At 56.6% G+C, this 23151-nt stretch carries 19 protein-coding genes; 12 read left to right on the forward strand and 7 right to left on the reverse strand.

The features are described 5' to 3' along the window. Positions 1-293: 293 nt before the first annotated feature. Positions 294-1313: an SDR family NAD(P)-dependent oxidoreductase gene (locus MTX78_RS24270; RefSeq protein WP_243803278.1), complete on the reverse strand. Its 1020-nt coding sequence runs from the start codon at positions 1311-1313 to the stop codon at positions 294-296. A 1371-nt stretch (positions 1314-2684) separates the two neighbouring features. Here MTX78_RS24270 and MTX78_RS24275 point away from each other — a divergent pair. Beyond that, complete coding sequence (locus MTX78_RS24275) at positions 2685-5513, forward strand: hybrid sensor histidine kinase/response regulator (RefSeq protein ID WP_243803280.1); 2829 nt, start codon at positions 2685-2687, stop codon at positions 5511-5513. A gap of 62 nt (positions 5514-5575) precedes the next feature. On the opposite strand, the gene MTX78_RS24280 is transcribed toward MTX78_RS24275, so the two are convergent. Together MTX78_RS24280 and MTX78_RS24285 are read right to left on the reverse strand one after the other, a co-directional pair. Then, positions 5576-6847 carry an SGNH/GDSL hydrolase family protein gene (locus tag MTX78_RS24280; protein WP_243803282.1) on the reverse strand — a complete coding sequence of 424 codons (1272 nt, stop codon included), beginning with the start codon at positions 6845-6847 and terminating at the stop codon, positions 5576-5578. A gap of 242 nt (positions 6848-7089) precedes the next feature. After that, on the reverse strand, positions 7090-7443 hold the full coding sequence (locus tag MTX78_RS24285; protein WP_243803284.1) for a winged helix-turn-helix transcriptional regulator: 354 nt from the start codon (positions 7441-7443) through the stop codon (positions 7090-7092). Between the two features lie 105 nt (positions 7444-7548). Between MTX78_RS24285 and MTX78_RS24290 the strand changes: the two genes are divergently transcribed. Beyond that, on the forward strand, positions 7549-8304 hold the full coding sequence (locus MTX78_RS24290; RefSeq protein ID WP_243803285.1) for an SDR family NAD(P)-dependent oxidoreductase: 756 nt from the start codon (positions 7549-7551) through the stop codon (positions 8302-8304). Positions 8305-8461: 157 nt separating this feature from the next. Here the strand turns inward: MTX78_RS24290 and MTX78_RS24295 are convergent, their stop codons facing one another. Continuing rightward, positions 8462-8614, reverse strand: a complete 153-nt coding sequence (locus MTX78_RS24295; protein WP_243803287.1) for a hypothetical protein — start codon at positions 8612-8614, stop codon at positions 8462-8464. A gap of 105 nt (positions 8615-8719) precedes the next feature. Between MTX78_RS24295 and MTX78_RS24300 the strand changes: the two genes are divergently transcribed. The 9 genes from MTX78_RS24300 to MTX78_RS24340 all read left to right on the forward strand — a co-directional run bounded on the left by MTX78_RS24300 (position 8720) and on the right by MTX78_RS24340 (position 18397). Further along, the gene (locus MTX78_RS24300) at positions 8720-9490 is read left to right on the forward strand and encodes a glucose 1-dehydrogenase (RefSeq protein WP_243803289.1); all 771 of its coding nucleotides are present in this window, start codon (positions 8720-8722) and stop codon (positions 9488-9490) included. Between the two features lie 144 nt (positions 9491-9634). Beyond that, a complete protein-coding gene (locus MTX78_RS24305; protein WP_243803291.1) occupies positions 9635-10648 on the forward strand; it encodes an SDR family NAD(P)-dependent oxidoreductase in 1014 nt (337 codons plus the stop codon). 399 nt (positions 10649-11047) lie between these two features. Further along, positions 11048-11497 (forward strand): putative immunity protein, encoded by a 450-nt coding sequence (locus tag MTX78_RS24310; RefSeq protein ID WP_243803292.1) that lies wholly within the window; start codon positions 11048-11050, stop codon positions 11495-11497. 352 nt (positions 11498-11849) lie between these two features. Further along, entirely contained in the window at positions 11850-12728 is an 879-nt protein-coding gene (locus MTX78_RS24315; RefSeq protein ID WP_243803294.1) for an SDR family NAD(P)-dependent oxidoreductase, read from the forward strand. Positions 12729-12874: 146 nt separating this feature from the next. Then, positions 12875-13801, forward strand: coding sequence for a helix-turn-helix domain-containing protein (locus MTX78_RS24320; protein ID WP_243803295.1), 927 nt, complete (start codon positions 12875-12877; stop codon positions 13799-13801). A 244-nt stretch (positions 13802-14045) separates the two neighbouring features. Continuing rightward, on the forward strand, positions 14046-14936 hold the full coding sequence (locus MTX78_RS24325; RefSeq protein ID WP_243803297.1) for a helix-turn-helix domain-containing protein: 891 nt from the start codon (positions 14046-14048) through the stop codon (positions 14934-14936). 251 nt (positions 14937-15187) lie between these two features. Further along, the gene (locus tag MTX78_RS24330) at positions 15188-15925 is read left to right on the forward strand and encodes an SDR family oxidoreductase (protein WP_243803298.1); all 738 of its coding nucleotides are present in this window, start codon (positions 15188-15190) and stop codon (positions 15923-15925) included. Between the two features lie 286 nt (positions 15926-16211). After that, the gene (locus MTX78_RS24335) at positions 16212-17186 is read left to right on the forward strand and encodes a helix-turn-helix transcriptional regulator (protein ID WP_243803300.1); all 975 of its coding nucleotides are present in this window, start codon (positions 16212-16214) and stop codon (positions 17184-17186) included. A 74-nt stretch (positions 17187-17260) separates the two neighbouring features. After that, positions 17261-18397: an epoxide hydrolase family protein gene (locus tag MTX78_RS24340; protein WP_243803301.1), complete on the forward strand. Its 1137-nt coding sequence runs from the start codon at positions 17261-17263 to the stop codon at positions 18395-18397. Between the two features lie 214 nt (positions 18398-18611). On the opposite strand, the gene MTX78_RS24345 is transcribed toward MTX78_RS24340, so the two are convergent. Both MTX78_RS24345 and MTX78_RS24350 read right to left on the reverse strand, forming a co-directional pair. Beyond that, entirely contained in the window at positions 18612-19832 is a 1221-nt protein-coding gene (locus tag MTX78_RS24345; protein ID WP_243803303.1) for a PQQ-dependent sugar dehydrogenase, read from the reverse strand. A gap of 405 nt (positions 19833-20237) precedes the next feature. After that, complete coding sequence (locus MTX78_RS24350; protein WP_243803305.1) at positions 20238-21413, reverse strand: DUF1624 domain-containing protein; 1176 nt, start codon at positions 21411-21413, stop codon at positions 20238-20240. 547 nt (positions 21414-21960) lie between these two features. Between MTX78_RS24350 and MTX78_RS24355 the strand changes: the two genes are divergently transcribed. Beyond that, the gene (locus MTX78_RS24355) at positions 21961-22323 is read left to right on the forward strand and encodes a hypothetical protein (RefSeq protein WP_243803306.1); all 363 of its coding nucleotides are present in this window, start codon (positions 21961-21963) and stop codon (positions 22321-22323) included. A 123-nt stretch (positions 22324-22446) separates the two neighbouring features. Here the strand turns inward: MTX78_RS24355 and MTX78_RS24360 are convergent, their stop codons facing one another. Continuing rightward, positions 22447-22665 carry an antitoxin VbhA family protein gene (locus tag MTX78_RS24360; RefSeq protein WP_243803308.1) on the reverse strand — a complete coding sequence of 73 codons (219 nt, stop codon included), beginning with the start codon at positions 22663-22665 and terminating at the stop codon, positions 22447-22449. Between the last annotated feature and the right edge of the window lie 486 nt (positions 22666-23151).

The following is a 23151-nucleotide window of genomic DNA, read 5'->3' on the forward strand; positions in this document are numbered from 1 at the left end:
CAACACGCTTCACTGTCCTTCCGGCTGGTCTGTGCTTGCCAACAGTATGCTGCTTAACCGCGGCGTTTCTAGGTTTTGATTCCAGTTGATTTGGCGCATAATGGTGGTGGCTAGCCATGCCGGGGCCTACCATGTGCCTTCTGCTTTTACGCGTCGCAAGCTAGAAAGCCCCTATTTCACCACTACGGTAGCGGCTGCTTTGCTAGCGCCATACACCGACGCACAAGAGCAGAAATGGCCGCGGAGGACGCGGAAAATCACCGAAGCGCAGTCATGCGTCATGCAATACCGCCTTAGCTGGCAGGAAAGGAAATACCCGTGAGTTCCTCGCTCAGCGTCCATAGCCGCTGGGCATTGGCCTCGTCCAGCGAATAAGGCTGCACCCCTCGGGCCGTAGACGGGTCGTCGGGGCGGTGCTCGATTTGTCCCTCGTCTAGTTCGGCTACATCGGCATCTTCGCAGTACACTCCGCCAAGGGTGTTCAGCAAGGGGCTGGTAGCACACCACACCGTTGTGGCCGCGCCTTGGGGGATGGTTTTCAGCGTGGCTGCCACTTCGGGCAGGATGTTGCCCTGGGCATCACAAAACCCCATTTGCTGGAACAACTCGAGGGGTGCTTCGCGCCCCAGCTCGGTGCCGTTGATGGAGCCGGGGTGTACGGCGTAGGCGCGGACGTTGACGGCCTGGCCACGCTGGTCCAGCGCCACGGTGAACAGGTTGCTGGCGGTCTTGGATTGCCCGTAGCCTTGCAGCGTGTGGTATTCGCGGTGCTGAAAGTTGGGGTCCTCGAAGTGGAAAGGCGCCATCTGATGCCCAAACGACGACACGTTGACGACCCGCGCGCCCTGCGCTTGTTTGAGGGCCGGCCACAGGCGCGCCACCAATTGGAACTGCCCCAAGTAGTTGGTGGCCAACTGCGACTCGATGCCGCGGTGGTCGCGGCGCAAGGGTACCCACATAATGCCGGCGTTGTTGATCAGCATGTGCAGAGGCCGGCCGGAAGCCAGAAATCGTTCGGCAAAGGCATCAATCGAACGGGGGTCCAGCAAGTCCATCGTGTCTAGCTCCACATTGGCAATGCCTTGCAGGTTGTGCTTGGCCTTTTCTGTGTCGCGGGCCGGCACAATGACCGTGGCGCCGGCGGCAGCCAGCACCCGGGTGGTTTCCAGCCCGATGCCCGCGTTGCCCCCGGTTACAATGGCAATTTTGCCAGTCAGGTCGATGCCGCTGATGACGTCGGTGGCGGTAGTGGTGGCGTTGAAGCCGGTGCCGAGTGCCTGCTGGCGCGCTCCTGGAAGAATAGCTTGTCTCATGACCAAGTAGTTAAGTGGTTTCGTTGAGACAAAGGTCGAGGGTGCGGCAATGGCTGACTTTGTTTAGAAGGCCTGATTTGTTTGTTGAGAAGACCACTTCAGAAGTGGGGTACACAGGTGAACTGGGCATCTCCCCTAGTCCCGGAACAGGTACTTGGTACGTGACGGGCTGGGGCTTTAACAGGCGCTACAGTTCTCGCCGGTTGTTACCTACAGGCGCCAACACCGTGTGGCATCCAGACAAGAAAAGCCCTGGCTTATTGGAGCCTTGCTCGTTGAGAAAGCAACCGAACATCAGACATATTAGGAATACGACCTAGCCTCTTTTCGCATAGAAGAAAGATGGTTCGGCCAGTGTGGCGAAGCGTAACTCAACCTCAACGGCACCCGGCGCGAGCAATTTCTACTGTTCATCGACTTGTACCGCACGCTCGGCGGCTGAACTGCAGCAGAGGTAGGCAGTTAGCTTCGAGGACCCTCGTTTTAGGTTCAGTGCGCGTTTGAGTGGCAATCCACTACCCTTACAGTTGAAGGAGCTAGTCTAGACCAACCTACATTCTGTCAACCGGACCTGGCGCGCTGCCAGACAGTTCACGCCGGCTCAGGTGGCGAGGCGACTCGAAGCGTGTGCGCCGGACGGGACGTAGATTGGTGGTTATGATGCACTGCGCAACACGAGCACTCCGGCCACTGGTGAGGGTTGCCCGGTATGCGTAGGGCCAACGGAATGGTCTGCGCAATCTGACAAGCCGGATGCGTGTGGTAGACGTCTTCGGCTCCTATACCTCTATTCAAGGAGTGAAAGAAAAAGGAGCTCTGGGACATGGTGAGGCGGCTGGTAGCGTAGGAGTAACTGTGCAGGTGAAACGATTGTTTGTTTAAGACGATGATAGCAAGCGAGTCCCGCTTTCCGTTCAAGCATTCAGGCAACACAAAGACTAGGACGCAAAAAGTTAGTTGCAGGCGTTACAGCGGCTAGCCAAGCAGGCCAATGGCATCATCTGTTAGGAACAGGTAGTTGAAGTGAGTAACGTCTTTACCATACAGAACGCTACCCTAGCAGCATAAACGCAGGTTCCGGCAGTGCTACGGAGGCATACGTCTAGGCAATTAAATAGCAGATTATGGCTGGTCCACTACCTGCTATGTCGATATCTACCAATCAGGAAGTCAGCTACAAGTCTTTCCAACTACTTACTTCTTAATTGTTCTTTAACAAGCATGACATACCTGTGTTTTATAAATTTTTTATTAGATTAATCATACTGATTATGACTCAATAGTTTGATGTTCAACACATTATGTTATTGTTAATTACCAATATCACTTTGCTTATATTTGTGAACTATACACTTTATACTTATTAGTTGCATGGCTGTCGCTGTCGCGTCATCTCTTACTGGCGATTGTCTTTCTTCTTGCCCCACCGACGAGCGGATGTGGCGCGTATGGGCCGAAGAACGTTTAGCTGCGCTACAGCAAGCCCTACTGGAAGCCCAAGCACAGGCTCAGTTTCAGGAGGCTCGCTTTACTAGCTTGGTGGAGGCCCTACCGGGCCACGTGGTTGTTACTACCAAGGAAGGTGGTGTTGTAGCCGCCAATCCTTCCGGCCACGATTGGCTTCAAACAACAACAGCCGACAAACCGGCTGCAGATTCGGCGTTAATTTTGCAGCACCGGTTCCAGGATTCGGCGGCGTTCCTTTCGCAAGCGCACGCCCTACAAGCAGGCACGCAAAGTCGATACCAGCAAGAAATAGCACTGGCAGCCGGTGACATGATGGAGTGGAACTATTGGGTGCTCGGGGATGGGTCCTTGGGACACGTGCAGTATTTCCAACCGCTCACACAACCTGCGCAGCGCCACAGTGGAAGCCAGCACGATGCGCAACAGGAGTTCTACCAAGCCATCCTGCAGGAGCTACCTATTGAGCTTGCCGTTTTCGATGCCGAGCACAGTTGCCGCTTCACCAACGCTCGTCGTGTTGCAGCTTCTGCCTTATGGGAGTGTGGGAGTGAACTGAATCAGGCTGCGTGTCCCCCAAATCAGCCGCTTCCTACGCAGCAGGCCGAGCAACGCCAACGCTATTTCGAGCAGGCGCTAGAAACGCGTATCGCCGTTTTGTGGGAGGAAACGCACACAACCGCCGACGGCAAGACACAGCATACGCAGCAGCACTATCGGCCCGTGTATGCCGCCGATGGCTCTTTGCGTTCGGTGGTGGCCGTAGGCCTCGATATCACCGAGCGTCGGCAGGCTGAAAAACAGCTCACCGACCAGCAGACGTTCTACGAGTATGCCTTGGATCAGCTACCCTGTGACGTTGGCATCTTCGACGACCAGTTCCGTTATCTGTATGTCAATGCCAGTGGTATAAAAGATCCGGCTGTGCGTAAGTGGGTGATTGGCAAAGACAACTTTGCGTACTTCGCCCGCAACAAGCGGCCGCTGGCCATGGCCGAGGAGCGGCACGCTCGGCTGGAGCAAGCTGTGCGCGAACGCCGCCTGGTAACGTATGAGGAAACCTTCTTCCGCCCCGAAGGAACTCGGCATCAGTACCGGTGCTTGCAGCCAGTGTTCCACCCCGACGGCTCTTTGCACCTGGTTATAGGGTACGGGTTGGATGTCACCGACCGGGTGGTTACCGAACAAGCCTTGCGCCACGCCAAGCTGGCGGCCGAATCAGCGGTGCGGGCCCGCGAGATTTTCCTGGCCAATATGAGCCATGAAATTCGGACGCCCATGAACGCCATTTTGGGTATGAGCCAGTTGCTGGCCAAAACGCCGCTCACACCCACCCAGAACAGCTACCAGCAGGCAATCAGCACTTCGGCGGAAAACTTACTGGTTATCATCAACGACATTCTGGACCTTTCGAAGCTGGAAGCCGGCAAAATGGTGCTCGAGCAAGTTGGCTTCTCCCCGGCGCAGCTGCTACAGCAAGTGGAACAGACGCTGCACTACAAAGCTGCCGAAGCAGGTCTCACCTTGCGTACGCAGAGCCCTTCGCAACTGCCAGCCGTGCTGCTAGGCGACCCCCACCGCATTGTGCAAGTGCTCTTGAACCTGACCGGCAACGCCATCAAGTTCACAGAAAAAGGGCAGGTAGTGGTTTCGTGCGATGTTACCAGTACTGATGAGGGCACTGCGGAAATACGATTCCAAGTGACGGATACGGGGGTTGGCATCGATTCTGCTTTTCTGGCGCGCATCTTCCAAGAGTTCAGCCAAGAGGACGCGTCCGTGACTCGCAAGTTTGGCGGCACGGGCTTGGGCTTATCAATCTGCCGCAACCTGGTCAAGCTCATGGACAGTGAGCTACAAGTAACCAGCCAAAAGCAGCACGGAACTGAGGTGCAGTTCACCCTGCGCTTGCCAGTAGGCACAGCCACCGATTTGCTGCCCCAGGCACTGCTGCCAGCCGACAGCTCTCTCTACCAAGAGCTACGGTACAAGCACGTGCTACTGGTGGAAGACAACCACTTCAACCGGCAGATTGCCAAAACTTTCTTGCAGCACGCCCACGTGCAAGTGACCGAAGCCGAACACGGCGCGCAAGCCGTGGCGTTGGCTCAGGAGCAGCCATTCGATGTTATTTTGATGGACATTCAAATGCCAGTGCTCGACGGCTACGCCGCTACCGACGCCCTGCGCCAACAACTGCACCTCGATACCCCTATCATCGCCCTCACCGCTAATGCCATTAAAGGCGAGCGGGAAAAATGCTTGGCGGCTGGCATGAATGCTTATCTCACCAAGCCATTCAAGGAAGCCGAATTGTTGCAGGTGGTAAGTGAGTGGATTACTCCTCGCATAGCGGCGCTTGCGCCCCCTATCGAGCCAGTAAAAGCTCCTACCTCCGTGAGTGCGCTTTATGAGATAGACGAGCTATTACAGGTAGGCCAAGGAGACCTTTCTTTCGTAACGCTTATGCTAGAAACCTTTGTTGAAAGCGGCGAGGAACTGCTACAAGCACTTAAGCAGGGACTACGAGAGCGGTGTGTAACCCAGTTGAAAAGTGCAGCTCACACGCTCAAGCCAAGTTTAGCTCACTTGCACGTCTGGCATTTGATGCCCTACGTGAGTGAACTAGATGAGTGGCAGGGTGAGTTTCAGGAAGCACCTTTAGCTACCTTGGTAACGAGCATCGCGCAAGGGTTGCAAGAAGTCATGACGCACATGCGGAGTTCTTTCGCGTGAGCACTGCCAACCACAGACAACTAAGGTTGCTCTACAGTTCAAGCATCTGGCACTTACCGGGGTTAACGCCCTTCCACGCGCACAATGCTGTTTGTGCTCTGGGCTAAGTTGACGAGCAAATCGGTTGTGCCCCGGCGGCCGTCGAGTGGCGCATACAACTCCAGGCTTGACTTCAGCAGCGAATCAGCAGCTAACGCCTTCACCTCGTCGTCGTTCATGCCCGCCCGATAGAACAGCCAATTGCGGTACCGCACGCGAGGCGGGGCAGCACGACCACCAAGCGTGACTTGGCGCGGGTGGAGTTGCTCGCGCAGGCGCCCCACTAAGTGGCTGTCGAGGTACAAGAACGTTTCGCCTCGCGCAAAATAATGAGTCAGCACTACCTGGTGCCAGCGGTTGTCCTGAACGCTACCGGCACTGGCCAAGCGGCCAGTTTGAGCCGAGGAATACGTTAACTGCCCGTCAGCTCCAATGTCCAAGCGCCCCGTTCCGAGACTGTCCTGCAACGTCAGCAGACAGCCAGGGGCCGTGGCGCGAAAGCTGATAACCTGAGTGAACGGATGCACCAGCGCCTCGGGCACGAAGCGCAGCGCCTGGCTCGCTCGCCGGGGTAACTGAACACCTGAAGTGGTTTGTCGGCGCGGCAGCGGCTTGCCCGCCCGCACCGCATCAAACAACGACGGCACCCAGGCGTAGGCTAGCTCGGCGTGGCCCCGGTCGTTGGGGTGCAGGGCGTCGTCGTAATAGCCTTCGGCCCAATGCCCTTGTCCGTCGTCTACGGCCCCCAGCAGGTTTACGGTGGGCACGGCCCAGGTGTGCAGCAGCAGGTTCATCTGCCGGATGTAGGCGTAGTCCTCGGCGTTGTAGTCGTTGCGAGTGTAGCTGTTCGTGACCACCGGCACCAAGCCTTGTGCCCGCGCTTGTTGGATAAGCACCTGCATGTTGGCCTTGAACTGGTCGAACTTTGCTTGGCCACCGCCATGGATCCCTTCATTGCCCAGCGCCAAGGCGTACACCACATAGCGCCCACCCTGTGGCAGCAAGTCGCGGTGCCACCGCGCCAGCACTTTCACGGTGTTGTCGCCCGGAACCGAGATGTTGGCCGTCGTCCAGGGTGCGCCCTGCTTGGTGGCCGCCCGCTGGGTCAGCAGCGCACTATAGCGGCTCGGGTAGCCATATTTTTGGGCAGCGCCCTGTCCGAAGGGCACGGACGAGCCAAAGAACACAATCTTCAAGTCATCTAACGGCGGCAGGCTGGACGGAGATGCGTGGTGGGCTCCGGTTAGCGGCAGCACGAGCACCGCGGCCATCAGGAGTAATAGCTTTTTCAACATGAGTTGGCGCTGGTACAGAATTGGGCCTGCAAGCTAGCAGGTGGCCACATAACCTACTGGTTGATGAGAAAATACTACATCCAGTGCTTGCTTACGCCTACCACCTCGTTGGCGCTTGCCCCCCTCAGAGCTTCCCCCACCACAACCCATCTGCTCTGCCTAGTTTACCAGCCACACGCAACAGTATGTAACGGCCGGCCAATTGGTGCGGCCTGGCCATGCTTAGAGAAGAAGGCAAAAAGCTATTTGCCGAATATCTTTTGGTGGTGAGCTATTCCCCATTCTGTCAAGTTGTTGATGATGGTTTGCAAGGTTTTGCCGTGCGCGGTAAGCTCATACTGCACTGTTATAGGCTGGGTTTCCAACACGGTCCGTTTGATTAGCTGGTTGACTTCCAACTCTTTCAATTCCTTACTCAGCATCTTGTTGGAGATGCCCACGACGTCGTTCAAGATATCGGAGAACCGTCGTTTGTTGTAGTAGCAGATAGAAGAGATGATGGCAATCTTCCATTTGCCGCTGAGCACGTCCATTGAGTCTTGAACGGCCCGCATTTCCTTTTTGTGTTCGTCGATGCGAGGGGGTTGGCACGCCATATGTTACTAGGTTACCTCGGAGTTACTGTTACTTTTCTATACAAAGTTACCCAAATAAACTCAGTGAATCTAGCTTTGCAGTTCAAACTTTAACCGAACTGAAAAGTGAGCAAACTACAGAACAAAGTGGCCATCGTGACGGGGGCCTCCAAAGGCATAGGCGCTGCTATTGCCACATATTTCGCTGCCGAAGGTGCTAAAGTGGTGGTAAACTATGCTTCCAGCAAAGCCGGAGCAGACAACGTGGTAGAGGCCATCACGGCCAACGGCGGCACCGCTATTGCAGTGCAAGCCGATATGTCGAATGAAGCTGATATCACTAGGCTGTTCGCTGAAACCAAGCAAGCGTTCGGCACCCTGGATATATTGGTCAACAACGCGGGCATTTACCAGTATGCGCCAGTGGAGGAAGTCTCGGCAGACTCATTCCATCAGCATTTCAACCTCAATGTATTGGGCTCGTTGCTTGCTATCCAGGCCGCAGTTAAACTGTTTGGTCCGGACGGTGGCAACATCATCAACATCAGTTCCGAGGTCAGCAAAACGCCACTTCCCACCGGAGCTGTGTACTCGGCTTCCAAAGCCGCCTTGGATGCCATAACCATAGCCTTGTCGAAGGAATTCAGCGGCCGAAACATTCGCATCAATTCTATCCTGCCCGGCGTCGTGGAAACGGAAGGGTCGCGGAGTGGGGGCTTTATTGGCAGCGAATTCGAAGCCAAACTAGTGGCGAATACACCACTTGGCCGCACGGGCCAGCCCGCGGACGTTGCCAAAGTAGCCGTCTTCCTGGCTTCAAATGATGCTGCGTGGATTACCGGGGAGAAACTATCCGTTTCCGGTGGCATCTACGGACTATAACACCCCCAGAGCGAGTCAAGCAGCAGGGCTTGCCAGAATGTTCTCCCACTTTCATTCAGCAGCGTGCAAAGACGCTACGGGCGAGTTCAAGCGGTGCATGCCGCACGTTGTTGTAGGCTGGCTGGGTATCCTACTTATCGTCTGCTTCATGCCAACGCTACGTTTTGCTAGGAATACTGACTCGACGAAATTTCACGCCCAGCGGAAAGACGCTGCCAACGGGGCCGTTGGTAAGCAGCGCAGGCTCGATGGGTAGCAGTTGATTGAGAGTGAAATTCGCCGTGCCGAACATACATAGGTGGTATGGCATAGGTTACTTGGTTACTTGAAAGTTACTGTTACTTTTAGTTATAATGTTTCTAAAAGTAACCTATTGGTTCTAGCTTTGCAGCTCACAATCACAGGAAACTGACATATGAGCAAGCTCAAGAATAAGGTCGCCGTCGTAACGGGCGGTAATAGTGGCATTGGCTTTGGCATTGCCGAAGCGCTTAAAAACGAAGGTGCCGTCGGTACCATCACCGGAAGAAATCAGGCCACGCTCGATGCATCCGTGCAGGAACTTGGCCCCGGCTTTATCGGCCTCCAAGGCGACGTAACCCAGATGGAAGATCTGGAACGGGTTTTCAAGGACACTTCCGAGCGGTTCGGCCAGATTGATATCCTGGTGGTCAACGCTGGCGGTGTCGTGGATGGTAGCCCCATGGCCGCCATTGCGGACGTGACGGAAGACAACTACGACCAGTACATGGACTTGAATTTGAAGAGCTCCTATTTCACCGTTCAAAAAGCCCTTCCCTACCTCAACGACGGCGCTTCCATCATTCTTATTGGCTCCAGTGCTGCCCACCGGGCCGCCCCCGGCATGACGATCTACGCCGCGGCGAAAGCAGCAGTTATCTCTTTAGCCAAAGGCTTGTCGCTTGATTTATTGGAGCGGAAAATCAGGGTTAACACCTTGTCGCCGGGCTCTATTGACACCCCGGTTTTCGGCAAACTGGTACCGCAGCAGCACCTAGAACAGGTTAAGCAAGTGTGGAAAGACCTGATTCCTATGGGCCGATTGGGCTTACCCTCCGAGATAGGAAAAGCAGTTGTTTTCCTAGCCTCCGACGACTCCTCGTTTATCGTCGGAACAGAACTTCTGGCCGATGGCGGGATGACCACTATCAGTTTAATGAAATAAGCATAACCAATCGGTTGTGGGCTAAGCACTTGAGGTGCCTACCCACGACTGGTTGGCCCAAGACTCTTACCTGGCAAGCGCATTGTAGCGCAAGAAAGCCAGGATGTGTGCAAGCAACATTTCCCAAGGAAAAACACAGTAGCAATGCAACAGAATAATAACAACGGCGCCTTACAAGCGCCCATTGGTTCAGGATTCAACGCCAGCTCCACGGCTAGTGAGGTAATTGAAGGGGTGGACTTAACCGGAAAGGTGGCCATCGTGACGGGCGGGTACACGGGCATTGGCCTGGAAACCACCAAAACCCTGGCTGCCGCGGGAGCCACCGTCATTGTGCCCGCCAGAAGCCTAGGCAAGGCAACTGAGAATCTGGCCGGCGTGGCCAATGTGGAATTAATGGAAATGGATTTACTGGATCCTGCTTCTGTTGACGCCTTCGCGGCCACGTTCTTAACTTCGGGCCGACCACTGCACCTGCTTATTCACAATGCGGGCATCATGTTCGTGCCCTTGCGCCGAAACAGCCAGGGAATAGAATCGCAATTGGCCACGAACTATATAGCGCCCTTTCAACTAACTGCCAGACTGTGGGGCGCATTGAAACAAGCAGCTGGCGCCCGAGTAGTTAACGTATCCTCGCTAGGGCACCAGTTCGCGCCATTCCACTTCGAGGACCCTAATTTCGAGCACCGGGAGTACGAAACCATGCAAGCGTATGGGCAATCCAAAACTGCACTGAACCTGTTTGCGCTGGAATTAGATAATCAAGCCAAGGCGTTTGGCGTACGGGCCTACGCAGTGCACCCCGGCAATATTTGGGGCACAGAGCTACTCCGGGAAGCCCCGTTGGCGATACTACAGCAATTCGGCTTTTATGACGCGCAAGGACAGGTTGTTCAGGAGGTTGTCGCTTCCCTAAAAACCATTCCCCAAGGCGCCGCTACCACCATTTGGTGCGCTACGAGCCCGCTGCTAAACAACATTGGGGGAGTGTATTGCGAGGACGGAGATATTGCTAGCTTGTCGTCTGAACAGGGGTTTGCGGAAGGAATACACTCGGGAGGCGTAATGGCTTATGCTGTGGACGCTGCCGCTGCCAAACGGCTGTGGCAATTAACCGAAGAACTGACCGGCATCCCGTTTGCTACGGCGGGCTAATTCGTTGACGGGGTTAGTGCTAGCCACTGTGGCTAGGGCTTTCAAGCACCTTTATGGGCGGCAACTTGCTGATAAACGTCTTGAGCCAATCGACCCGGCCCATGGTTGGAAACAGCAAGGATGCTAGGCTATAAAGAATATGTGGTGCGCAGGCCAGTACGCCCCGCGTAGTCAAACAAACAAGCAATGAAAGCGGCCAGTCTCCCGAAAGTAGGGAACTGGCCGCTTGGCGTGGAAGGATATTCTACCGTTGGAAGAGCGTTAAAGGGTACCTATATTTCAGGAAGGGATGCAGCAGCAACGAGCTATTTCCAGGCACTACGAAGAGAAAACGCCTCGTTACCTTACTACGAAAGCGAGTAGTGCCCCCTTCTCCTTCCGGGTAGCCTGTAAGTAGGCATGAAGAACAGTGAAAAGAAATTCCGTAACCCCGACTTGGAAGTGCACCGCGCCCTGGCTCTCTGGGCTGCCACGTGTGCCGAGCGTACACTACCTCTATTTGAAGTGAACCAGCCTGCGGACAACCGCCCCAGCCTAGCGCTACAAACTCTACGCGAGTGGGTACGAGGTGAACGCACCATGATGGAGTGTCGGGCTGCTGCGTTTGCGGCGCATGCGGCTGCCCGGCAAGCAGTAAATCTGGCGGCAGTAGCGGCGGCCCGAGCAACCGGACAAGCCGCTGCTGTTGCCCATATGTACACGCACGCCCGACATGCCGGGGAATATGCAGTGAAAGCAGCCTGTTTGGCCGTACCAACAACGCAAGCTGTTGCTACAATGGAGCGTGAAAAAGCTTGGCAGTGGGCGCAACTACGCGAGGACTTAAGATTATTGGCTCCTATTGTATAACTGAGTGACATTACAAAATATTTGCTTCTAACCACTTAGCTATCAGCAATATTCCATACCGAAGCAATGCGTCAGTTCATACTATACGACCGACATGCAAAGGAAATGTTACTGATGTTACTGATGTTACTAGTATAGCTCCAATTAAGTGTCGATAGCCCTATCAAACATCGCTTGTCAGGAACTAGCTCTTACCCGCCTTGGCCTACACTTCGCTGACACTACATACCCACACAAGATGCTACGGCCACTTGGCAGCCTCGTTTTGCCTACGTAATTCCCCAGTTAGCCTACAATCTTCACTGCAACTGCCGGCAAACTTTGCAGCGTTACCAACGCAACTAAGTATCTCATGGCACAACAACATGCAGCAGACACTGGCACGGTTACTACGCCGGGCAAAGTATGGTTTATTACGGGAGCCTCACGTGGCTTTGGCCGCATCTGGACCGAGGCTGCCCTCCAACGAGGCGACAAAGTGGCCGCAACGGCTCGTACACTGGATAGCCTAGCCGACCTTCAGGCCGCCCACGGTGACAACGTGTTAAGGTTGGCGATGGACGTCACTCAGCCAGACCAAGTAGCGGCAGCTATTACGCAAGCGCACGCACATTTCGGGCGGCTCGATGTGGTGCTCAACAATGCCGGCTACTCGCTGGTTGGCACCATTGAAGAAGCCAGCGCGGCGGACGTACGGGCGCTGTACGAGACTAACATCTTCGGCACGCTGGCCGTCATCCAGGCCGCACTACCGTTGCTACGCGCCCAAGGTAGTGGGCACATCATTGGTATTTCGAGTGGGTTAGGTCTGGTGAGTTTGCCGCTGATTGGCTACTACTGCTCTTCGAAGTGGGCCTTTGAGGCAATTCATGAGAGTCTGGCCATGGAAATCAAGCCGTTTGGCCTGCACGTCACGCTGGTGGAGCCGGGAGCATACGCCACCGAATTCGGCAGTGCCCAGTCGTTGAAATTCGCTCCTAGTTTAGACGTCTACGCCGATTTCCGGACCCACTTTATGGAGCGCCTCCAAAGCAGTGAAGGCGGTGATCCGCTGGCCACTTCCGCCGCCCTATTCGCCGTTGTAGATGCACCGGAACCACCGCTCCGCATTTTCTTGGGCAGCCAAAATCTGCCGTGGGTGCGGGCCACCTACGCCGAGCGCCTCGCCACCTGGGAGCAGTGGGCTCCTATATCGGATGCGGCACAGGGTACTTCCAACACGCCTCATTAGGCAGCCGGCCGGTTACTCCCACTTCTTTCACAGGGATGCTGGCCGGCTACTCAACGCGTAAACACTCGCTACCTAGTATCTTACCCGTGCGGCCACCAACAACGCAAGGCTTGTCCTCTCGTTGTTGGTGGCTTTCGGCTACCCGTATGAAAAAATCAGAAACGAGTCCACAGCGGTTTAACTCCCTGACCGAGGCACACCAGGCGCTAGGGCTACCGCAGCCGCAGCACCCGCTCATCAGCTTGCTCGATGCCACGGCCTACCCAGTACAGGGCGCATCAGCCCACGGCCCACACGTGCTGAGCTTCTACAAGATTGCGCTCAAAACCGGGGGCGCGGGCCAGCTAGCGTACGGTCAAGGCCACTACGACTTCACAGAAGGCAGCCTGCTGCTGGCGGCCCCGAACCAGGTGTTGGGCAGTGCGCAGGATGCGGGCTGTCAGGGGGGCGTTGTGTTGTTGGTCCACCCAGACTTTCTGTTGGGCTACCCGCTGGCGAAAACCATCAAGCAGCATGGTTTCTTTTCGTACGCCACCAACGAGGCCCTGCACCTTTCCGACAAGGAAAAAGCTACCCTGATGGCGCTGTTTGGCAGCATGGAGGAAGAACTCGGCAGCCGCCTTGATGACCTTAGCCAAGAAGTGCTCCTGGCTCAGCTCGAGTTGCTGCTCACCTACGCCCAGCGCTTTTATCAGCGGCAGTTCCTGACCCGGCGCCCAGCAAACCGGATGCTGCTTCAGCAGGTCGATGAGCTGCTGGACGCGTACTTTGAGGCCCAGAAACCGCTCGTGCAAGGTTTGCCAACCGTGCAGTACCTGGCGGACCAGGTGCATCTGAGTTCAAGCTACCTCAGTGATATGCTACGGTCCCTAACCGGGCAGAACGCTCAACAGCATATCCATCACCGGCTGATTGAGCGCGCCAAGGAGCGCCTGACGGTCACCAGTTTGTCGGTTGGCGAAATTGCGTACGAACTGGGGTTCGAGCATGCCCAATCGTTCAGTCAATTGTTTAAAGCCAAAACCAACACCACCCCCTTGGCCTTTCGACGGTCATTCACCGCTAAGCGTTAACCGGGGCGGCAGCCTACACGTGCGGGGGTGAAGGCGTTCCACTGATTTGGAGTTTTGTGTCAGAACCTTAGGCTGGCTCTTAGCCCAGACAACATAGTGCCTGCTAACTAGCACATATTGTACTGGTCAGGTGGGCCGCTGAGTAAAGCATCTTTGGCCTTCTCAACAAAGTGCTTCGGTTTTAGGCCACCTACCTTTGTAGAGTCGAGCAGCACTTCCCGCAAGCCTTTAAGCACATTCCTCTATGGCCCTTAAGCAGCTAAACCGCAACGCAGAGATGGTGGTGGTTTGTAGTGGCGACCAGCGCTACGGCGGAGAGAAAACCTACGAGGACCACGTTCTGGTGGGGGTGCTGGCGGGCGAGCTAAAAGTAGTGCAAGCTGACCGCACGTACTATTGCGCAGCGGGTGAGACGGTGCTGTTGCCTAGAAATCAGCCCGCCACGCTGATTAAGTATCCGAAGGAAGGCGCCGCCTATCAAGCAGTGGTCCTGAAGTTGCCCACAGCCCTCGTGCGGGCCTACTATGCTGAGAATGTACCCGTTCCTGCCCGCCCGGCTGCCAGCGGCCTGCTGCTGTTTTCGAAAAGTCCGCTCCTGCAAAGCCTCTTCGCGTCTCTGCTGCCTTATCTGGAGCTGCAACACCCCGTATCGGAAAAGCTGCTGGCCGTTAAGGTAGCCGAGGCAATGGAAATTCTGCGCACCCTCGACCCGCGTAGTGACGGAGTGCTAGCCAACTTCTTTGAGCCTGGAAAAATCAACCTGGTCGAATTTATGGAAGCGAATTATCGGTTCAATATGTCGTTGACCACGTTTGGCTATCTGACCGGCCGTAGCCTGACCACCTTTAAGCGCGACTTTCAGAAAGCTTTTCACCTGAGCCCCCAGCGCTGGCTCACCCAGAAAAGGTTGGAGTTGGCCCATTATCAGCTCACCGAAAAAAGCAGAAAACCCGTGGAGCTGTACCTGGAAGTAGGCTTCGAGAATCTGGCGCACTTCTCGTACGCATTCAAAAAGCACTTCGGCTACCCCCCGACCGCCTTGCTCGGGCAAGCAAACGGCCACCAACCAGCACCCACCCGAAACGGCAAACCACCAGAGCAACCAGCCACCCTTCGGCAAGCCAGGGTTTCGTAACCACAGGCAAAAGGGCACCCGGCACCGCAGGCTAGTAGCGCACTAAGACTAAGCCGTTAGGCTGCGGGCGTATTGGGGGCCTCCTCTACGGAAGCCCTGCCGGTACACTCGGATCAGCCAGCTCCCACTATTCTTAATAACTGCTCTAAGGCACCAGCAAGTCCTTGACTGGCAAGGCTATGCCCTTGCCCAAATTGTCCGGTTAGAAGAATTCAGCCAACTTATTTTCTTACCTAGTTCAAGCAACACCCATGAAATCAGCAGTAGTAACCGGCGCCAACAAGGGCATCGGCCTGGAAGTCGCCAAACAGCTCGCTCAGCACGGTTATTTCGTGTATCTCGGCAGCCGCAACCTTGAAAGCGGACAAGCCGCAGTACAACAACTCAACGCTCTTGGGCTGACAAACCTGGAAGCCGTGCCATTAGATGTCACTAGCCCTGCCTCCATTCGGGCAGCCCGGGCGGCAATTGGTGAAAAAACGTCGGTTCTGGATGTACTGGTTAACAACGCCGGTATCTCTAGCGGACTGTCTCAGCCTGCCTTGCACGCCACGCTCGAGCAATTTCGGGACGTGTTTGAAACCAACGTATTTGGCGTGGCTGGGGTCACGCAGGCGTTCATCGACCTCTTGGAAAAATCTTTGCAGCCGCGCATCGTCAACGTGAGCACCGCCATGGCTTCCCTAACGATGTACGCCGACCTGAACAACGAGCAGTTGGCCACCCGGTACCCCGTGTACCAGTCGTCGAAAGCGGCTTTGAATATGTACACCATCCATCTAGCCCACTCCCTGCGCGACACCCCGTTCAAAGTCAATGCGGTGTGCCCAGGCTACACCAAAACCGACTTCACGGGCTACCAGGGCACCAGCACAGCAGCAGAGGCCGGGCAGCGCATTGTGCAGTACGCGCTACTTGGGCCGGATGGGCCAACCGGGAAATTCATCAGCGAAGAATACTTTCCTGCCCCAGCCAGCTGCCCTTGGTAAAAGCGAAACCCACGCGGTGCCACTCCCCTACCGTGTGGGGTTTCGCCACGTTGGCTGCTTGAGACGAGCACGTGCGAACGTGGGAGCTGCCTTCAAGTGGTCTGAATGCTACTCGGCTTGCCAGCCGCAGCTAGTTTGTAGCAGGGGCCGCCTGGCTTCGTGGGGGCTCTCACGGATACATAGTCAGGGCTTGTGTAGGAAAAGCTAGGTAATTTGGGCCGTCTGGTTCTATCCCTAGCTGGCCGATGGTGGCGGGTAGCGCGCAGACTTTACTTGCTTGATAAATATGAATAGGTTTGACCGGATTATGGCTATTCTGCTTCAGTTGCAGGCCAAACGCCTGGTAAGTGGCCCGGCCCTGGCCCAGCAGTTTGGGGTAAGCCTGCGGACTGTCTACCGCGACTTGCACACCCTGGAAGAAGCGGGCGTACCACTGCTCAGTGAGCACGCCGTGGGCTATTCCTTGGTGGAGGGCTACCGCCTGCCCCCGGTTATGTTTACGCGGGAAGAGGCCACGGCCCTTTTGACTGCTGAAAAGCTAGCAGCCCAGCTGACCGACGCTCCCACCGCCCGCCTGAGCGAGGCAGCCATGGACAAGTTGCGGGCTGTGCTCCGCCGCCCCGACCGTGACCACCTCGCCACTCTGGCGCCGCACATTCAAGTGTTGACTCCGCGCGAACAGCCAGCCGGCTCGACCATCTATCAGCAGCTCGTAACGGCAACAGCTTCGCGCCGGCTGGTACGGCTGCACTACCAAGCCCTGGAGGCAGCGGCCCCTTCGTCCCGCGACATCGAGCCAATTGGGTTGTACTTAAGCCAGCAGTGGCACGTGGTGGCATATTGCCGGCTACGGCACTCCTTCCGCGACTTCCGCCTCGATCGTATCCAGCAGTTGGAGTTGCGGGAAGAAGTGTTTGCTGCCCGCCCCGAAACCTTGCAGCAGTACTGGGCGGAAGCAGCCAACCGGCGACCCACTGAAAAGGTCGTGCTTCGCTACCAGCCCGCGGCGGTGCTGCCCGCGCTGGTTCAGCAACTGCATGCTACCAAGTACCAATATGGGTGGGCTCACGAGCAGCAGCTTCCCGATGGCAGCCTGGAAATGACTTTGTTTATCGGCTCCTTTCCGTACTTAGCCGCCTGGCTACTGCCGCACGCAGGGGCGGTGACGGTGGTGGAGCCGCTGGCCTTGCGGGAGCATCTACGGGAGTGGGCGCAACGGGCGCACGATTTTTTTGGTACCCCACCCGAGAAGCTGACATAGAGCTGTCATAAACGGCTGGAAATTTTGCAGGGTCAAACGACAAACGCTTGTTTCACTCTCTTCTTATTTCCCGCATGCAGCCCTTCCAGGTAAACATCCCCCAATCCATTCTCGACGACCTGCGCGCTCGTCTGGCGCACACTCGCTGGCCCGCTGAACCCACCCGTGCGGACTGGCAGCAGGGCACCAGCCCCGCCTACCTGCGCGAGTTACTCACCTACTGGCAGCACGATTTCGACTGGCGGCAGCAGGAAGCTCAACTCAACCAAGTTGCTCGGTTTCATACCATGATAGAGGGCACAGCGCTCCACTTTATTCATGAGCGAGGGCGGGGCCCGCGGCCGTTGCCACTGCTGCTGAGCCACGGCTGGCCGGATTCGTCCTGGCAATTTCTAAAGTTGATTCCGCTCCTTACCGACCCTGCAGCTCACGGCGGGCGGGCTGAAGACGCCTTCGACGTGGTAGTACCCGACTTGCCGGGTTTCGGCTTTTCAACTCCGCTGCCGCCTACTGGCTCGTTTGCGGGCCATTCGGCGAGCCGGCTGCAGCAACTGATGACTACTACGCTCGGCTATACTCGCTACGGAGCCCACGGCAGCGACGTAGGCAGCCTCGTGACTGAGCGGCTGGCCCTAGACTATGCTTCCAGCCTGAGCGGCATGCACCTGACGGGTGTACCTTTCACCCGGCTGTTCGTACCACCTACTGACCCTTCCACTGAAGAACAGCAGTACCTCACGGCTAGTCAGCACTGGCTGGCACAACACGCCACCTACGCCACCCTGCAAGCCAACGAACCTAATACGCTGGTGCCCGGCCTGCGGGACTCGCCGGCCGGCCTAGCCGCTTGGCTGCTAGACAAGTTTCGGGCGTGGAGCGACTGTGACGGTAATCTTGAAACTCGCTTCAGCAAGGAAGAGCTACTAACAAACTTAACTCTGTACTGGGCCACTGACACCATTGGCTCCTCTTTCGCTCCGTACTACCAAGGAGACCAGGTGCCCCAGGGCTTAGGGGCGCCCAAAATCGAGGTGCCGACCGGCTTCACCACTTTTGCCCAAGATTTGCTACGGGCACCCCGCTCCTTTGCCGAGCGCTTCTACAACGTGCAGCAGTGGATTGAAGTCCCGGCTGGTGGGCATTTCCCAGCTCTGGAAGAGCCCACAGCATTGGCCGAATCTATCCGCACCTTCTTCCGCCCGCTGCGGTAAGACCACCTGCTTCGGTAACTGTTTGCCTTGTACGGGCCTTTTGGGGCGACAGGAAAAAAGCATACCCTGGCTCGGACGCTGATGTAGCGTTCGAGCCAGGGTAGTAGCAGGCTACCTCAACTACCAGACGACACGCTACTGCGGTAGCAATCTAGGTTCATCGGCGCGTAGGCCTAGATTCCCGGCTGTCTCGGCACTTAAGATAGTACGAAGGTTATGGTCGGTCTATTCGATACAATCGGCCCTGATCGGTAATGGCGTACAGGGCGCCGTCGCTACCTTGGGTAACATCGCGGAAGCGCTGCCCTTCGCTGGCCAGTAGCCGTTCTTCGCCTACCACCCGGTTGTTGTCGATAACCAAGCGGACAAGGTGCGTGCCGCTGAGCGCCCCGATAAACAGATTATTACGCCAGCCGGCAATCCGGTCACTGCTGTAAAAAGTCATGCCGCTGGGCGACACCACTGGGTCCCAATAGTACGCAGGCTGCTCCAAGCCCTGCTGTTGCTGGATGCCACTGCCCACGGGTTCTCCTCCATATTCGATGCCATACGTGATGGTGGGCCAGCCATAGTTGGCGCCGGCTTGCAGGCGGTTAAGCTCGTCGCCTCCACGGGGGCCGTGCTCACTTTGCCATACGTCGCCGGTTACTGGATGCACTGCTAATCCTTGGGGGTTGCGGTGCCCGATGGAATATAGTTCGGGACGCCCGCCCGCTTGCCCAACCACCGGATTACCAGGCGCGGGCTGCCCGTCCTTGGTGATGCGGACAATCTTACCCAGACCCGACGCTACCACTTGCGCCTGAGGCCGGGTAGCTAAATCGGAACGCTCGCCCGTGCTGGCCAGCAGGTTGCCCGTACGGTCGAATACCACCCGGCCCCCGTAGTGCAGCGTACCGGCGTACGCGGGCAGGGCCCGGTAGATAACAGTGGCTCCCTCGATAGTTTGTTCGTTGTTGGCTAGGCGTCCTTTGCCGATGGCGGTCAGATTGCCATCAGGCCGAGCTTCCGAAAACGACCAGTACACGAGCCGGTTGGTGGCGAAATCCGGGTCGAGGCACAGGCCCAACAGCCCTCCTTGCCCAGCCGGATTAACCGCCGGGATTCCCGTGATAGGGGCACTGACCGCGCCGGCAGGCGTAACAATGCGCAAGCGGCCAGCTTTCTCGGTTACCAGCAATCGGCCGTCGGGCAAGCTGGTGATGCCCCACGGGTTGGTTAACGAGGATGTAATGACCGTGGCCTGGTAGCTGGTGGCGGCCGTCGTGACCCCGCCCACTCGGGTTTGCCCCGCGAAAGCCGGCTGATAAGCGGTATTGGGGGCGTTGGTTTCCACCGGCGAGGTCGTGACAATGGCGGGTGCGTCCTCTTTGTCGCGGGAACAAGCGAGGAGGGCAAGCGAACCACCAAAAAGATAGATCAGGCGCTGTTTCATAGGTAGAGCAGAAAGAATATGAGGAACTAGTTGATTACCTGGCTTCAAGTAGTACCACCTAACACGACTCTAGCCTACGCCAGTTCAGCTACGCCCATAATCTGTTCCATACCCGCCATACAGAATAGGCACAGCCATGCAGGCAAGTGCTACCTGAATGCCAGCGTTGGGGTGAACTCTTACGCGCTAGCTGTTCATTGAGCTGACTGATACTACATTTCCAAAGCATCATCGGCATGCGGGTTATAACCAAGGCTACGCTTACTTATTAGCAGCGAGCTAACGTGTTCCTACGCCATGAAGGAAGACCCGCCGGAGTGTTCAATTACACCACATAGGCTGGATCAGCAACCGCATGACTTCCACGGAACTACAGCGCGTGCTCATCAACTACTAACCTCATGGCTAGAGGTAGGAGAGCCACCAGTACGTGTGGCGTTGCTTGTAGGCCTGATACCAGCGGCAAGGCCAGTACAGAACCAGCACCACCGCTACCCACACCGAGTAGCAGCGAACTAAACTAAAATGATACGTTGGAGGCCACTCCAGCGCGGGCGTGAACGAGAGGTTAACTGGGTACCCAAAGGCGAGGCGCGTCCAGACCCAAGCGGCGCCGCTGATCAGCAGTAGATGTAGCAAGTAGAAGAAAAATGGCACCTGCCCGTAGGTGCGCAGCCAGCGGGCCGGGCGGTGGGTTAATTCTTCGGCCACACTAAGTAGCAACAGCGCCGCGCCCAGCGTCAAACAGCAGAATAGCAGGGAGGGCGGGTACTTGCTTACGTTCAGAAACGAGAGCACCGTGTACAAGCCGCCCCGTGGTTGCGCGGCCCAGGGCTGCGGGTCGCCGTACCAGTTAGTAGCACGTAGCCCTACAAACAGCACCAGCAATGCCACACCTGCCAAGCGTAGCCGTCGGGTGCGCTCAAGTAGCGGCAGTTGAAACCAGGGGCCAACGAGGTAGCCAGCCAGCAGCACACCCAGCCACGGCCCTAGGGAATAAGCTACCAGCAGCAATGGCCCGCCAGGCAGCGGCAGCCCGAAAGGGCTGTTATGCAGCAGGGCCCACCCCACGTTAGCGGCCGTAACGGGCTGCAGAAACGGCAGCGCATCGTGGCCCAGCAGAATGAGGGCAGCCAACCCAATTAGTATAGGGCGCGGCAGCCACAGCAACCCGGACAGCAGCACCATACTCCCACCTATTGCCCAAAGAATCAGCAATAGCAGCATGCCGTAACCCCATTGGAGCACGCCGCTAAAGACCACTAGTTCCAGTCCAATCAACCACAGCCCACGCGTGAGCAAAAAGCGGCTCATGGCCCCGCGACTACCACGCCGCTGCTGAGTTAGCCAGATGCTTACACCTGAGAGAAAAACGAATGTGGGGGCGCAGAAATGAGTGATCCAGCGCGTGAAGAAAAATAGGGTTGTAGTCTGGGTCAGGTCGTCGGGCTTGAAAGGCGTGTAGCTCCAAAAGTCCCGCACGTGGTCGAGAGCCATGACGACCATCACCAAACCGCGCACGATGTCGATTGCCTGGACGCGAGCAGGGCGCACTACAGGGGCACTAGTAGGCTGAAGCATAGATAGAAACGAATTCGCCGGGATAGACGGAAATATACACGGAAGCTATATAGCAAAGTCGAGAAACTGCACCTAACAACAGTACAGAAACGCCAACCAGCTACGCCTGAAAAGGAGAAAACCCTGGCAGCTGACAGCAACATCAGTACGGGAGCCAGCCGGCCTGCTGTACGCCGAGGCCGTGCCGACCTACCTAGTCCTATCTCGGGCGGTCCAATGGTGGCGGCAGCAGTTGCTACGGAGGTGGCAAGCCAGCCTGGTGCTGTGCTGCGTTGTGCGATGCGCGTGCCTGAGCCGCAATTTGCCCGCATTCAGAGGGCACAGTATTGCTTTCGTCTAAAACTTTGCCACCGCATACCTCCCACACCCGTACTTCGCCTTCGTAAAGTGCAGCCCGTCCCGCCCCACCGCCCCCGCCGTTCGCGCACCGGGGCCCCCGGCTTCGGCAGCTTCATCCTTACGGCGTCTATCCTGCGTTCTCGTTCGCTCTCCTCTGGTTTTCTCTGTTTTCTTCTTTCTTACTTTCCTCTCTTTTCCTCTTCGCCTTATGTCCTCCCCCAAACAAGCCGTCAAAGACATCCTCGACGCTCTGCCCACGCTGCTAGCCGTGGCCGTCGTTGAAACCGAAACCGGCATGGCCCTGGCCTCGCACTCCAACATCGCCGACTTCGACATCGACACGGCCGCCGCCTACAACACGGAAGTGGTCAAGCAGAAGCTCAAAGCCATCCAGGCCCTCAAGCTCAACCAAACCGTGCAGGACATCCTGCTCACGCTCACCGACCAGCTGCACGTGATCAAGCTCTCGCCCACGGGCGACAAGTTCATCTACCTGGCCGTCAACGCGCGCGACACCAACCTGGCCGTGGCCCGGCAGATCCTCAAGTCGCAGACCGCCGTGCTCAACTAGCGCCCGTCCCGACTGCCGTCCCCGTACCGTCCGCCCGCTGGCCCCCGCCAGCGGGCGGCACTGCGTTTAGACCACCTCAAAGCTAGGTACCCTCAGCAGCTAGGCCGCGAAAGCAGACTCCCGCTATAGAAAAAGGAAAACATGCGCTGCCTGCACTTTCACCTGCTCGGCTCTGGCTTCTACTTCATTAAGTAGGCCAGTCAAAGACAACTCCCCGCGCACATAGCGGGCATACAGTTGTCGCATACTAGGTGTTATGACGCCACCTTGCCGTTCAAAGGCAGCAAACGAATAATCTACCAAAAACTGGCGTTCGTTGGCCAGCCATGTATGGTGCATCATGACAAAATATAGGGACTACACGGTACGGCTGCCGAACGCTTAACCTGCGCAAAAAGCTCCTAGGAAGAACACAGATCTACTTAACGTAGAATGCTACCAGCACTAGCCTTGGCATGGGCCCAGCATCGTGCCTGCCGCTTCCGCATAGCATGTGTTGTGCAGTTACTGCATGGCCCTCCCTGGTGCATTTATCATTCCTAGGAAAGTGCACGAAGGCAATAGATGTAGCGGGGTCAAGCGCATGGTATTACTGCCGAGCCGTGCAACTGAGCAGTGGCCGACATGTGTTGTGGCGAGGCTTACAGATTGGTTACCTCTGCGCATCAGAAATACCAAGGTTGTCGGGGAAGAATCGAGTTCGTATTGGCTGGTCAGTTGCGCTGAGGTGGCATGGGCGGCGGGCGGGTAGGCGCTACGTATGGCTTCAGCGAACAAAGCGAGGAAAGGCGCGAGGTTAACGCTGGCTTTCGGCACTATTCAGGTATT

Source organism: Hymenobacter tibetensis, from assembly GCF_022827545.1.
GTDB lineage: Bacteria > Bacteroidota > Bacteroidia > Cytophagales > Hymenobacteraceae > Hymenobacter > Hymenobacter tibetensis.